Genomic DNA, 12,733 nt, shown 5'->3' with positions numbered 1-12,733 from the left:
GCCCTTCGCTTCCATCGACCAGGACAAGGGGCAAGCATGCACGCCAAGGCAGAACACGCGATCAGCAAGGTTCCCGCGCTGACGCTCGGCTTCTGGACCGTCAAGATCGCGGCCACCACGCTCGGGGAAACCGGCGGCGACTGGGTCACCATGTCCCTCGACCTCGGCTACCTGGTCGGCTCGCTGATCTTCCTCGCGGCCTTCGCGGTGCTGGTCGCGGCGCAAATCCGCGCCTCGCGCTTCACGGCCTGGCTGTACTGGGCGACCATCATCGCCACCACCACCTTCGGCACCACGCTCGCCGATTTCTGCGATCGCTCGCTCGGGCTCGGCTACGCCGGCGGCGTATCGATCATCGTCGCGCTGCTGGCCGCGAGCCTCGCGACCTGGTATCGCGTCGAGGGCACGGTTTCGGTGGACAGCGTGACCGGCGCACGCGCCGAATGGTTCTACTGGGCCACCATCATGTTCTCGCAGACGCTCGGCACCGCGCTCGGCGATTTCGTCGCCGGCCACGATCTCGGCGGCCTCGGGCTCGGTTACGAGACCGGCGCGGCGATCTTCGGCGCGAGCCTGGCGCTGGTTGCGGTACTGATGCTGTGGGCGCGCGTGTCGCGCACCGCGCTGTTCTGGGCGGCCTTCGTGCTGACGCGCCCGCTCGGCGCCACGCTCGGCGACTGGCTCGACAAGCCGGTGGCGCAAGGCGGCCTGGAACTGAGCCGCTTCTACGCCACCATGCTGCTGGCCGTCTTCATCGTGCTCGGCGTGCTGCTGATACCGCAGCGCGCGGCGGGACGCGGCGCCCGCGCCTGAGCCGCCGCCACGCGACACCGAAGCGCCGGGAATGTCGCGGCGGCCACACCCGGCGACGAGCGACGCCGCGCGCGGGCTCGATGCCGGCTCGACGCGGACTCAAGGCGCGGCATCGACCGCCGCGGTGCGCATGCCGGGCTCCGCGTCGGCATGGTGCGCGATCGCGTACAGCTCGCGATTGCGCGCGACGGTGGCGGCCGAGGGTGGGTAATCCGCATCCGAGCTGGGCACCCAACCGGCGCGCTGCGCGTCGATCAGCTGCATGCGCACCTCGTCGCGCGTCAGCCCGTTGTTATCCACCTTCGCGAAAGCCGGCGCGGACAGCGCGAGCGATGCGGCACATGCGGCGCAAGCGGCCGCGAACCAGCGTGTCGACTTGGACATCCTCATACCTCCGAATGATTGATGAACGGTCGGACCCGGCCGTGCTTCGCACATCGAAACCCGCCCGAGCCACGCAATCATTCTGGCCACCGCGGCTTGCGGCAAACCTGACCGCTCGATGACGAAATCGACATCCGCGCCACATGACAACTTCGTAATAATCGCGTCAGCAACGAGTGCGCGTCGCGCTTCCACACTGGCACCTCCTCATCGCGCCGCCCACGGCGCCCTCGCCACGTATCTCCGTCCGGAAGGAACCGCCATGTGGATCGTCCGGCTGGCCTTGCGCCGGCCCCATACCTTCGTCGTGCTCGCGCTGCTGATCGCGATCGCCGGCCCGCTCGCGATCCTGCGCACGCCGACCGACATCTTCCCGAACATCGACATCCCCGTCGTCAGTATCGTCTGGCAGTACAACGGCTTCTCGGCCGAGGACATGGCGCACCGGATCACCTCGATCTACGAGCGTGCCCTGACCACCGACGTCGACGACATCGAGCACATCGAATCGCAATCGCTGAACGGCGTGTCGGTGATCAAGGTGTTCTTCCACCCCGGCGCCGACATCAACCGCGCGATCGCGCAGGCCGTCAGCAACGCCTCGTCGATCCTGCGCGTGATGCCGCCCGGCACGCTGCCGCCGAACGTGATCACCTACAGCGCCTCGACGGTGCCGATCCTGCAACTGGGACTGTCGAGCCGCACGCTGGCCGAACAACAGCTCTACGACCTGGGCAACAGCTTCATCCGCACCCAGCTCGCCACCGTGCAGGGCGCCGCCGTGCCGCTTCCGTTCGGCGGCAAGGTGCGCTCGATCGTGGTGGATCTCGACCCGCGCGCGCTGCAGGCCAAGGGGCTCTCGCCGATCGACGTGGTGAACGCCGTCAACGCGCAGAACCTGATCCTGCCCGGCGGCTCGGCCAAGATCGGCGCGCGCGAATACAACGTGCAGATGAACGGCAGCACGCAGACCATCGCCGCGCTGAACGATCTGCCGGTGAAGACGGCCGGCGGCGGCGTGATCTACCTGCGCGACGTCGCCCACGTGCGCGACGGCTACATACCGCAGACCAATATCGTGCGTGCCGACGGCAAGCGCGCCGCGTTGTTGACGGTCGAGAAGACCGGCAGCGCCTCCACGCTGTCGATCATCGGCGAGGTCAAGGCGTTGTTGCCGCAGATCGCGGCCGGCCTGCCCAAGGCGCTCAGCATCACGCCGCTGGCGGACCAGTCGGTGTTCGTGAAGTCGGCGATCCAGGGCGTGGCGCGCGAGGCCCTGATCGCCGCCTGCCTGACCGCGCTGATGATCCTGCTGTTCCTGGGCAGTTGGCGCGCGACGCTGATCATCGCCGTGTCGATTCCGCTGGCGGTGCTCAGCTCCCTGCTCGCGCTGTCGGCGCTGGGCCAGACCATCAACATCATGACCCTCGGCGGGCTCGCGCTGGCGGTGGGGATCCTGGTCGACGACGCGACGGTCGCGATCGAGAACATCACGCATCATCTCGAGCGCGGCGCGCCTCTGGAGGACGCGATCCTGACCGGCGCGGGCGAGATCGCCGTGCCCACCCTGGTCTCCACCCTGTCGATCTGCATCGTGTTCGCGCCGATGTTCCTGCTCACCGGCGTGGCGCGCTACCTGTTCGTGCCGATGGCGGAAGCGGTGATCTTCGCGATGGTCGCCTCCTACCTGCTGTCGCGCACGCTGGTGCCGACCCTCGCGATGTGGCTGCTGCGCGCGCCGTCGGGTACCGCGCGGGGCAGCTTCGCGCGCTTCCAGCGCGGCTTCGAGCACCGCTTCGACATGGTCCGCGCGCGTTACCGGGGCCTGCTCGACGGGGCGATCCGCCATCGCCGCGCGGTGATCGCCGGCTTCGTGCTGGCCTGTCTCGCCTCCTCCTCGCTGTTCGCCTTCGCCGGCCGCGACTTCTTTCCGGCCGTCGACACCGGCGAGATCCGCCTGCACCTGCGCGCGCCGACCGGCACGCGGATCGAACAGACCGCGCGGCTCGCCGACGAGGTGGAAGCGAAGATCCGCAGCGTGATACCGCCCGCGCAGATCGCCTCGGTGCTCGACGATATCGGCGTGCCGGTCAGCGGCATCAACCTCAGCTACGACTCGAGCGGCGCGATCGGCACCCAGGACGCCACCGTGCTGATCACGCTGAAAGCAGGCCACGCACCGACAGCCGGCTACGTCGCGCGCCTGCGCAACACGCTGGCCACCGCCTTTCCCGGCGTCAGCTTCGCCTTCCTGCCAGCCGACATCGTCAGCCAGATCCTCAACTTCGGGCTGCCCTCGCCGATCGACATCCAGATCGTCGGCAACCGGCTCGACGCCAATCGTCGGGTGGCCAACCAGTTGCTCGCGCAACTGCGCGGCGTGCCGGGGCTGGTCGACGCGCGCATCCAGCAGCCCGGCGACGAGCCCGCCATCGACGTCGAGGTCGACCGCACGCGCGCCATCCTGGCCGGGCTGCAGCAGCGCGACGTCTCGCAGAACCTGTTGATCGCCTTGTCGGGCAGTTCGCAGACTTCGCCGAACTTCTGGCTGGATCCGACCAACGGCGTGAGCTATCCGATCACGATCGAGGCGCCGCAATACGAGATCGACTCGCTGCAGGCACTGGCCAACCTGCCGATGCCCTCGCCGCGAACCGCGGAGGGGAGCGACAGCGACGCGGCCGGCGCCGCGCCGCGCAACCTGCTCGGCTCGCTCGGCAGCTTCTCGCGCGCCAGCCAGCAGGCGGTGGTGTCGCACTACAACGTGCAGCCGGTGCTCGATATCTACGCGTCCACGCAAGGGCGCGATCTGGGCGGCGTCGCGGCGGACGTGACGAAGCTGGTGGACGCGGCGCGCGCGCAGCTGCCGCCCGGCTCGCGGATCGTGCTGCGCGGCCAGGTGCAGGCCATGAATGCCTCGTTCTCGGGGCTGCTGGCCGGGCTGGTGTTCGCGGTCGGACTGGTTTACCTGTTGATGGTGGTGAACTTCCAGTCGTGGATCGACCCGGCCGTGATCGTCAGCGGCCTGCCCGCCTCGCTGGCCGGCATCGCCTGGATGCTGTTCGCCACGCATACCACGCTGTCGGTGCCCGCCTTGACCGGGACCATCCTCTGCATCGGCATCGCGACCGCGAACAGCATCCTGGTGGTCAACGCCGCGCGCGAGATGCTGCGCGAGGGCGCGCCGCCCTGGCAGGCGGCGCTGGAAGCCGGCTTCACGCGCTTCCGGCCGGTGGTGATGACCGCGCTCGCGATGCTGATCGGCATGCTGCCGATGGCGCTCGGACTCGGCGACGGCGGCGAGCAGAACGCGCCGCTGGGCCGCGCGGTGATCGGCGGGCTCGCGTTCGGCACGGTCTCGACGCTGTTGTTCGTGCCGGTGATGTTCGGCCTCGCGCATGCCTGGCTGGCGCGACGCGGCGCGCGCGCCGGCACGGCCGCCGCTGCCCGCGCCGACGCACGATGAACCTCGCCCCGATGCCCAACGTCACTTCGACCCGATCATGAACGATAACCACGAACTCGATCCCGCCAAGCGGGCGCACGCCGACGCAGCCGCTCGGGACGCCTCGCCCTCCGAGAACGCCGCCTTGCCGGCCCCCGGCGCTACGCCTCGCGGCCGGCCGCGCGTGCTGCCGCTCGCGCTGGCCGCCGTGTTCGCCGCGCTGCTCGCGATCGGCATCGTGCCGCGCCTGTCTGCGCGCGCCGCGCAGCAGGCGCAGACCGCCGCTCAGCGGGCACTGCCCGTCGCGGTCGTGCTGCCGGGCCGCGCGCCGGCCGACCAGGCGCTGATCCTGCCTGGCGCGGTGGCGCCCTTCGCCGACGCCGCGATCTACGCGCGAACCAGCGGCTACATCGAAAGCTGGCGTACCGATATCGGGACCCGGGTGAAGACCGGCGACGTGCTGGCGCGCATCGCCGCGCCCGATCTCGACGCCCAGCTCAAGCAGGCGCGCGCCGACGAGGCGCTCGCGCAGGCGAATTACGTCTATGCGCAATCGACCTCCGCGCGCTGGGCCCAGATGCTCAGGACGCAATCGGTCTCGCAGCAGGACGCCGACACCAAGCGCGCCGACATGGAGGCCAAGCGCGCGCTGCTCGCGGCGGCGCAGGCGAATGTCGCGCATCTCGCGCAACTGGTCTCGTTCGAGACCGTCACGGCGCCGTTTGCCGGCGTGGTCACCGCGCGCCGGGTCGACGTGGGCACGCTGGTGACGGCAGGCGGCACGCCCGGCTCGCCCGGGCAAACCGGCGAGCTGTTCCATCTGCAGCAGACCGACAGCCTGCGCGTGTTCGTCGACGTGCCGCAGGACAGCGCCGGCAACGTGACGGCCGGCACCGATGTCACGCTCAGTTCGCCGCAATACCCCGGCAGACGCTTTGCCGCGCGCGTAGCGCGCAGCAGCGGCGCGATCGACCCGGCCACGCGCACCTTGCGCATCGAGATCGACGTCGACAACCGCGACGGCGCGCTGCTGCCCGGCGCCTACGTGCAGGTGCATCTGCGCATCGCGAGCCCCAGCCCGGCGCTCGAGCTGCCCGCCAGCGCCCTGCTGTTCCGCCCCGACGGCGTGACGGTGGGCGTGGTGACCGACGATGGACGCGTGGCCCTGAGGCAAGTGCGGATAGGACGCGACTTCGGCACGCGGGTCGAGATCGCGACGGGCCTGAACGCCTCGGATCGCGTGATCGACAATCCCGGCGATGCGCTGGCGGCCGGCACGCCGGTGCGGGTGACCAGCGTGACGCGCGTGAAGCCGGGGCCGGCCGCGGCGGCGAGCGCGGCGGCACCGGACATGCAGGCAAGGCCGATCGCGGCGACGCCTCGCGCGGCTTCGGCCGCGCTTCGTTGACAGGAGTGCCATCATGCCCGCCCCATTACGCACCTACGCTTCGCGCCCGGTGCATCGCGTCTTGCTGGCCGCGCTCGCCGCGCTGACGCTCGGCGCCTGCTCGAGCCTGCCGGCCTACACCCGCCCCGCCGTCGAGGTGCCGGCCACCTACGCGGGCGCACCTGCCGCGCAGCCGGGCTGGCGTCTCGCCGCGCCGGCCGACGCGGCGCCGCGCGGCCCGTGGTGGACCGTGTTCGGCGATGCGGATCTCGACCGCCTGGAGGCGCGCGTCGCGATCTCGAACCAGACGGTGCAACGCGCGATCGCCGAGCTCGATGCGGCCCGCGCGGCCGTCGACGTGCAGCGCGCCGGCTTCCTGCCGACCGTCACGGCCGGCGCCACGCCGAGCCGCGGGCGCATCTCGCGGAACAAGGCGGGTTCCTCGCTGGCCGGCAAGACCACCACCGACTACCTGGGCGGCATCGCCGCCAGTTGGGAGCCCGACGTGTTCGGCCGGATCCGTGACTCGGTGGCGAACGCGCAGGCCGGCGCGCAAGCGAGCGCGGCGGATCTCGCTGCGGTGAAGCTGGCGATCGGCACGCAGCTCGCGACCGATTACTTCACGATGCGCTCGCTCGACACGCAGCAGCGATTGCTCGACGACACGGTGAATGCCTATGGCCGCGCGCTGCAACTACTCGAACAGCAGCTCGCGGATGGCGCGATCGACGCGTCCGCCGTGGCGCAGGCGCGCGCGCAATACGAAACGGCACGCACCCAGGCCAGCGAGATCGGCGCGCAACGCGCGCGCCTGCAGCACGCGATCGCCACCCTGGTCGGAGAAAACGCCGCCAGCTTCGCCATCGCGCCGCGCGTGCAGGCGCTGGCCGTGCCCCGGATCCCGGCCGGCCTGCCCTCGCAACTGCTCGAGCGGCGGCCCGACATCGCGGCGGCCGAGCGCCGCGTGGCCGCCGCGAATGCGCGGATCGGCGTGGCGCGCGCGGCGTTTTTCCCCGACCTGGTATTGAGCGCGAGCGCCGGCCTCGAAAGCGCCGCATTCGCGCCCTGGCTGAGCGCGCCGAGCCTGTTCTGGTCGCTCGGTCCGCAGTTGGTCGGCACCCTGTTCGACGGCGGACAACGCCGTGCGACCTTGCACGGCGCGACCGCGCAATACGAGGGCGCGGTGGCCGACTACCGGCAGACCGTGCTGAGCGCGTTCCAGCAGGTGGAAGACAACCTGAGCTCGCTGCATGCGCTGGCGGACGAGGCGAGCAGCGCAAGGCGCGCCGCCGACGCGGCCGATCTCTCGCTGCGGCTGACGACGAACCGCTTCCAGGCCGGCGCGCTCAGCTATCTCGACGTGGTCACGGCGCAAACCATCGCGCTGGCCGACCAGCAGCTGGTGGACCAGATCGATGCGCGACGCATCGCGGCCGCGGTCGACCTGGCGACCGCGCTCGGCGGCGGATGGCCCGGATTGAACACGACGACGTCCTCGCCGACGCGGATGCACTGACGGGCTGCCCGCTCACCGCGCTCGCGGCAGCATCACCGTCACGCGCAGCCCGCTCGGCTCGACGTCGTCGAGCTCGATGCGCGCCCCGATCCGCTCGACGATGGTGCGCACGATCGCCAGGCCCAGCCCCGAGCCGATCGCCTCGTTGCCGACGATCCGGTAGAACGCGTCGAACACGCGCTCGCGCTCGGCCGGCGCAATTCCGGGCCCGCTGTCGGCCACCGACAGCTCGACGCGATCCTCGCCGGCGCGCACCGCGAGATCGATGCGCCCGCCCTCGGGCGTGTAGCGAATCGCGTTGTCCACCAGGTTGCGCACCAGCATGCGCAGGTCGAGCGGGCGCGCCAGCACTTCGCCCTCGTCGAGCGCGACCACGCCGATATCGATACGCTTGCGATAGGCCAGCGGCATCAGGTCCTCCAGCACGGCACGGCACTGCTGCGCCACCGACAGGCGCTGGTCCGCCGCGTCGGGCGCATCCTGCACGCGCGCGAAGTTCAGCAATTGCTCGACCAGCGCGCTGCCCCGCGCCAGCCCGCGCCGCAAGGCCAGCACGCGCTCGTGCGCGGGCGTGGCCAGCGTCAAGGGCTCGAGGCGCTCCGCCTGCAGCGACAGCGCCGTCAACGGCGAGCGCAACTCGTGCGCCGCGTCGGCGATGAAGCGCCGTTGCGCGGCCACCGATTGCTCGACGCGATCCAGCAAGCGGTTCAGCGCGACCACGAACGGCCGGATCTCGTCGGGCAGCCCCGCATCGGACAGGCTCGACAGGTCGCGGCTGTCGCGTCCGTCCACATGCGCCGACAGCGCGCGCAGCGGCGCGAACATGTGGCGCACCACATAGCCGAGCACCAGCACCAGCACCGGCACGAACACGATCAGCGGCGCGGTGGCGGCCAGCGCGCTGCTTTCGGCCACGTCGTTGCGGCCGGCCGTCTGCTGGCCGACAGCCACGCGCGTGCCCGCGTCGAGCGTGCGCACCACCAGCCGCCAGTCCACGCCGGCCACCTTCACGTCCTGCACGCCGTCGGGCAGCGAAGCCGGCAGCGCGAGCGTCCCGCCACTCGCATCGAGCCGCTGCACCACCAGTTCGGGCTTGTGATGCACGGTCTCCATCCGTTTTCCGACGATGCCGTCGCGCTCCATCTCGGCGAGCACGTGCGGCGTCATCATCGCCGCGACCTGCTCGAGCTGCCAGTCCTGCAGCTCGTTGGCCTCGTGGAAGGAGGCGCAGAACGAGGCCACGCCGGCCACCGCGGCCGCCAGCAGGACCATCACGGACAGCCAGGCCGACAAGCGGAATTGCAGGGAATATTTCATTGGTTCTTCGCCACCATCCAGCCCACGCCGCGCACATTGCGGATCGTCTCGCTGCCGAGCTTGCGGCGCAGCGAATAGATCAGGAACTCGACCGCGTTGCTCTCGACCTCCTCGTTCCAGCCGTAGATGCGATCCTCGAGCTCGGTGCGCGAGAGGATCGCGCCGGGCCGCTGCAGCAGCGCATGCAGCAGGGCGAATTCGCGGCTGGACAGACGCACCGAGCGCTCGCCCGCGCGCGCCTCGTGGGTGGCGGGATCGAGCGACACCACGCCGTTGCCGAGCACGGGCGCGGCCGTGCCGCCGCCGCGTCGCGCCGCCGCGCGGATCCGCGCCAGCAATTCGGTGATCTCGAAGGGTTTGAGCACGTAGTCGTCGGCGCCGTTGTCGAGGCCGCGCACGCGGTCCTCCACCGCGTCGCGCGCGGTCACCACCACCACCGGCACTGGGTTGTCGGCACCGCGGATCGCGGCCAGCACCTGGAAGCCGTCCCGCTTCGGCAGGCCGAGATCGAGCAGCACCACATCGTAACGTTGCGCGCGCACCGAGGCGATCGCGGCGGCGCCGTCGCGCACCCAGTCCACCGCGTAGCTGGCGTCGCGCAACGCGCCCGCCATCTCGTCGCCGATCATCCCGTCATCCTCGACCAGCAGTACTCTCATCGGCCCGATCCCCGTGCGTTCATGACATGCCGCCCTGGCCGGCGCGTGCGACGCGGTACCGGCCAAGGCCCGCAGGCGCGAATTTACCGCAATTCGCCCCGATCGCTCCGCCATCGACCGCCCCCTCGCCATCGATCAGCCCCTATTTTTCAGCTAAGTCTGGCCGGTCAAGCTTCGTCGGCCCGGCGCACCCGATTCCGGAGGTGCGTCGCGTTCACCGCCGCCGCTACCCATGAACGTGATCTTTTCGGATCTGAAAAAGGCCCATATGCGGCCAACCGCGACCCGTGTCGCCGTCTACCGGCTGTTCCACGAGGAGCCGACCGCCCATTTCACCGCCGACCAGGTGTTTCGCCAACTCGGCGAGCGCGACGAGCCCTACAACCTGTCGAGCATCTACCGCGCGCTGGGTTCCTTGCAGGACGCCTCGCTGATCCTCGGTTCCTCGCTGGGCATGGCCAAGGTGATCTACGAGCTCAATCGCGGCCAGCAGCACATCCACCTCGTCTGCACGCGCTGCGACGCGATCCAGGACATCCACGATCCCGAGTTCGAGGCCCAGCAGGCACGCATCGCCTCGGCTCACGACTTCCGCTACCTCGGCTACAGCCACGCCGTGTTCGGCATCTGCGGCGCCTGCCAGCAGCGCCCCGGCGGCAGGCACTGAGCCCCGGCCGGCGCGCCTGGCCGCCGCCGGCACCGTTCCTCCCGCCTGCCTCCGGCGCCCTTCCAGGGCGTTCGCGCCCTGCTTTCCCTGTCCTCCCCGCATTGCACGAAAGTTGACCTTGGCCTGGCTACGGGCTAACCCGAATGCAAAAAAGTATCGGTAAACGGTCTTATTTTCAGTGGCCGCCAGGCCCCGCCGCGGCTATTTTTCATGCATCGGGCGGCAGCCCCGATCCGCGCCACGGCGCGGCGAGACACGCGGGAAGGCAGACGCGGCGGTGCCGGAGGACCAGGACAGATGAAGGCGATGCGGATTGAGGATGCACACGAGGCCGGGCGGCCGGGCGAGTTCGCCCAGCCCGACCTCGAGCTGGTGGCGGTGCCGCGCGACGAATCCTTCAAGGTCTGGTCGCACGGCTACCCCTATCGCACGGTGCGCTGGCACTTCCATCCCGAGTACGAGATCCACCTGATCACGGCCACCACGGGCAAGTATTTCGTCGGCGACCATATCGGCAATTTCGCGCCCGGCAACCTGGTGATGACCGGCTCGAACCTGCCGCACAACTGGGTCAGCCACGTGCCGCGCGAGGAACGCGTCGAGGAGCGCTGCCTGGTGCTGCAGTTCGGCGCCGAGTTCGTCGAGCGCGTGATCGCCGCCTTCCCCGAATTCCGTCGCGTCGAGGCCCTGCTCGACGCCTCGCGCTGGGGCCTGCTGTTCAGCCCCGAAACCGGCGCGGCCGCCGCGCCGATCCTGCGCGAGATGCTCGGCGCGCAAGGCATGCGCCGCATCGTGCTGTTCGTCTCGCTGTTCGAGCTGCTGGTGCGCAGCCCCGCGCCGGCGCGCCTGGCCAGCGCCGCCTACTGCGCGGACCCTGCGCGCTACGCCGAATCGCGCATCAACCACGTGCTCTCGCATATCGGCAAGAACCTCTCGCAGGAGCTGCGCGAAACCGAGCTGGCCGAGCTGTCTGGGCAGAGCGCGAGCGCCTTCTCGCGCTACTTCCGCCGCCATACCGGCGTGCCCTTCGTGCAATACGTGAACCGGTTGCGCATCAACCTCGCCTGCCAGTTGCTGATGACCGACGAACTGAGCATCACCGACATCTGCTACCAGGTCGGCTTCAACAACCTGTCGAACTTCAACCGGCAGTTCCTCCAGCTCAAGGCGATGTCGCCGTCGCGATGGCGCGCCTGGCAGCGCCTGAACGCCGCCAGCGCGAGCGGCGCCAGCGCGCCGCCGCTGATCGAGGAGCCCGGCATCGAAGCCTTCGGCTGATCCGAAGCGCTTCGCGCCGCGCCGGCACGGCTTGCCGGCACCGCTCGACGAACGGATCCATCGATTCGTCATGCAGATTATCCACGGAGCATCGCAGCCTGCTCCCGATGCTCGCCCGATCCACACCGCTGCAACACAACGGCAGATCCGAAGCCGGCCATTTTCGACAACACGGAGACATACGATGAACCAGTCCTTCTCTCTCGCGCTCGGCGCCACCGCGCTGGGCCTCGCGCTGGGCGGCATCACGCCGGCCTTCGCGGCGCCGTCCGGCACGGTGGCGTTCCTGATGCCGGACCAGGCCTCGACGCGCTACGAGCAGCACGACTTCCCCGGCTTCAAGGCGCAGATGCAGAAGCTCTGCCCGGATTGCAAGGTGCTCTACCAGAACGCCAATGCCGACGTGGCGCTGCAGCAGCAGCAATTCAACTCGGCGATCGCCCAGGGCGCCAAGGTGATCGTGATCGACCCGGTGGATTCGACCGCGGCCGCCTCGCTGGTGCACATGGCGCAGGGCCAGGGCGTCAAGGTGATCGCCTATGATCGGCCGATCCCGGCCACGCCGGCCGACTACTACGTCTCCTTCGACAACGAGGCGATCGGCAAGTCGATCGCGCAATCGCTGGTGCAGCATCTGAAGGACAGCGGCGTGCCGGCCGGCCGTGGCGGCGTGCTCGAGGTGAACGGCTCGCCCACCGACGCGGCCGCCGGCCTGATCCGCAACGGCATCCACGCCGGCCTGCAGGGCAGCGGCTACAAGACCCTGGCCGAGTTCGACACGCCCGAATGGGCGCCGCCGAAGGCCCAGCAATGGGTCAGCGGCCAGATCACGCGCTTCGGCTCGCAGATCGTCGGCGTGGTGGCCGCCAACGACGGCACCGCGGGCGGCACCATCGCCGCCTTCAAGGCCGCCGGCGTGAACCCGCTGCCGAGCGTGACCGGCAACGACGCGACCAATGCCGCGCTGCAGCTGATCATCGCCGGCGACCAGTACAACACCATCCTCAAGCCCAGCGAGATCGTCGCGGCGGCGGCGGCCAAGGCGGCGGTGGGCTTCCTGTCGGGCCAGGCGCCCAAGGGCGAGACCACGCTCTACAAGACGCCCACCCAGTTGTTCACGCCCGCGGTGATCACGGCGAGGAATCTCAAGGCCGAGGTGATCGACAAGGGCTTCGCCAGCGCCAAGGAGCTCTGCACCGGTCGCTACGTCGACGGCTGCAAGAAGCTCGGCATCAGCCAGTAATTCCCGGCAGCAATCCGCGCGGGC

At 70.1% G+C, this 12,733-nt stretch carries 10 protein-coding genes; 7 read left to right on the top strand and 3 right to left on the bottom strand.

The window, feature by feature from the left end:
* Positions 1–36: 36 nt before the first annotated feature.
* Positions 37–813, top strand: a complete 777-nt coding sequence (locus FB600_RS34435; protein ID WP_145758098.1) for a hypothetical protein — start codon at positions 37–39, stop codon at positions 811–813.
* Positions 814–912: 99 nt separating this feature from the next.
* On the opposite strand, the gene FB600_RS34430 is transcribed toward FB600_RS34435, so the two are convergent.
* A complete protein-coding gene (locus FB600_RS34430) occupies positions 913–1,203 on the bottom strand; it encodes a DUF4148 domain-containing protein (protein ID WP_036054512.1) in 291 nt (96 codons plus the stop codon).
* Between the two features lie 256 nt (positions 1,204–1,459).
* On the opposite strand from FB600_RS34430, the gene FB600_RS34425 reads away from it, so the two are divergent.
* From FB600_RS34425 to FB600_RS34415, 3 genes are read left to right on the top strand one after another with little or no spacing between them, the layout of a single operon-like run.
* Positions 1,460–4,663 carry an efflux RND transporter permease subunit gene (locus FB600_RS34425; protein WP_098151652.1) on the top strand — a complete coding sequence of 1,068 codons (3,204 nt, stop codon included), beginning with the start codon at positions 1,460–1,462 and terminating at the stop codon, positions 4,661–4,663.
* Positions 4,664–4,700: 37 nt separating this feature from the next.
* Positions 4,701–6,050: an efflux RND transporter periplasmic adaptor subunit gene (locus FB600_RS34420; RefSeq protein WP_145758097.1), complete on the top strand. Its 1,350-nt coding sequence runs from the start codon at positions 4,701–4,703 to the stop codon at positions 6,048–6,050.
* A 13-nt stretch (positions 6,051–6,063) separates the two neighbouring features.
* The gene (locus FB600_RS34415; RefSeq protein ID WP_145758096.1) at positions 6,064–7,545 is read left to right on the top strand and encodes an efflux transporter outer membrane subunit; all 1,482 of its coding nucleotides are present in this window, start codon (positions 6,064–6,066) and stop codon (positions 7,543–7,545) included.
* A gap of 12 nt (positions 7,546–7,557) precedes the next feature.
* Here the strand turns inward: FB600_RS34415 and FB600_RS34410 are convergent, their stop codons facing one another.
* Entirely contained in the window at positions 7,558–8,862 is a 1,305-nt protein-coding gene (locus FB600_RS34410) for a sensor histidine kinase (protein ID WP_145758095.1), read from the bottom strand.
* Entirely contained in the window at positions 8,859–9,521 is a 663-nt protein-coding gene (locus FB600_RS34405) for a response regulator transcription factor (RefSeq protein WP_013689329.1), read from the bottom strand. Before FB600_RS34405 ends, FB600_RS34410 begins: the two co-directional genes overlap by 4 nt.
* 268 nt (positions 9,522–9,789) lie before the next feature.
* On the opposite strand from FB600_RS34405, the gene FB600_RS34400 reads away from it, so the two are divergent.
* From FB600_RS34400 to FB600_RS34390, 3 genes are all read left to right on the top strand, one after another.
* Positions 9,790–10,188, top strand: coding sequence for a Fur family transcriptional regulator (locus FB600_RS34400; RefSeq protein ID WP_230676364.1), 399 nt, complete (start codon positions 9,790–9,792; stop codon positions 10,186–10,188).
* Between the two features lie 297 nt (positions 10,189–10,485).
* Complete coding sequence (locus FB600_RS34395) at positions 10,486–11,466, top strand: AraC family transcriptional regulator (protein WP_042286185.1); 981 nt, start codon at positions 10,486–10,488, stop codon at positions 11,464–11,466.
* Positions 11,467–11,650: 184 nt separating this feature from the next.
* Positions 11,651–12,709, top strand: coding sequence for a sugar ABC transporter substrate-binding protein (locus FB600_RS34390; RefSeq protein ID WP_098182520.1), 1,059 nt, complete (start codon positions 11,651–11,653; stop codon positions 12,707–12,709).
* The last annotated feature ends 24 nt before the right edge of the window (positions 12,710–12,733 follow it).

The sequence above is a fragment of the Burkholderia sp. SJZ089 genome (genome assembly GCF_007828315.1).
In the GTDB taxonomy this organism is placed as follows: domain Bacteria; phylum Pseudomonadota; class Gammaproteobacteria; order Burkholderiales; family Burkholderiaceae; genus Burkholderia; species Burkholderia gladioli.
This window is presented reverse-complemented; position numbering and strand designations above follow the sequence as displayed.

What these genes read in the sequence shown, in the direction of transcription:
- FB600_RS34410 (WP_145758095.1), bottom strand. Translation starts at nt 8,862, where the DNA reads ATGAAATATTCCCTGCAATTCCGCTTGTCGGCCTGGCTGTCCGTGATG.
- FB600_RS34405 (WP_013689329.1), bottom strand. Translation starts at nt 9,521, where the DNA reads ATGAGAGTACTGCTGGTCGAGGATGACGGGATGATCGGCGACGAGATG.
- FB600_RS34395 (WP_042286185.1), top strand. Translation starts at nt 10,486, where the DNA reads ATGAAGGCGATGCGGATTGAGGATGCACACGAGGCCGGGCGGCCGGGC.
- FB600_RS34390 (WP_098182520.1), top strand. Translation starts at nt 11,651, where the DNA reads ATGAACCAGTCCTTCTCTCTCGCGCTCGGCGCCACCGCGCTGGGCCTC.
- FB600_RS34420 (WP_145758097.1), top strand. Translation starts at nt 4,701, where the DNA reads ATGAACGATAACCACGAACTCGATCCCGCCAAGCGGGCGCACGCCGAC.
- FB600_RS34430 (WP_036054512.1), bottom strand. Translation starts at nt 1,203, where the DNA reads ATGAGGATGTCCAAGTCGACACGCTGGTTCGCGGCCGCTTGCGCCGCA.
- FB600_RS34425 (WP_098151652.1), top strand. Translation starts at nt 1,460, where the DNA reads ATGTGGATCGTCCGGCTGGCCTTGCGCCGGCCCCATACCTTCGTCGTG.
- FB600_RS34415 (WP_145758096.1), top strand. Translation starts at nt 6,064, where the DNA reads ATGCCCGCCCCATTACGCACCTACGCTTCGCGCCCGGTGCATCGCGTC.
- FB600_RS34400 (WP_230676364.1), top strand. Translation starts at nt 9,790, where the DNA reads ATGCGGCCAACCGCGACCCGTGTCGCCGTCTACCGGCTGTTCCACGAG.
- FB600_RS34435 (WP_145758098.1), top strand. Translation starts at nt 37, where the DNA reads ATGCACGCCAAGGCAGAACACGCGATCAGCAAGGTTCCCGCGCTGACG.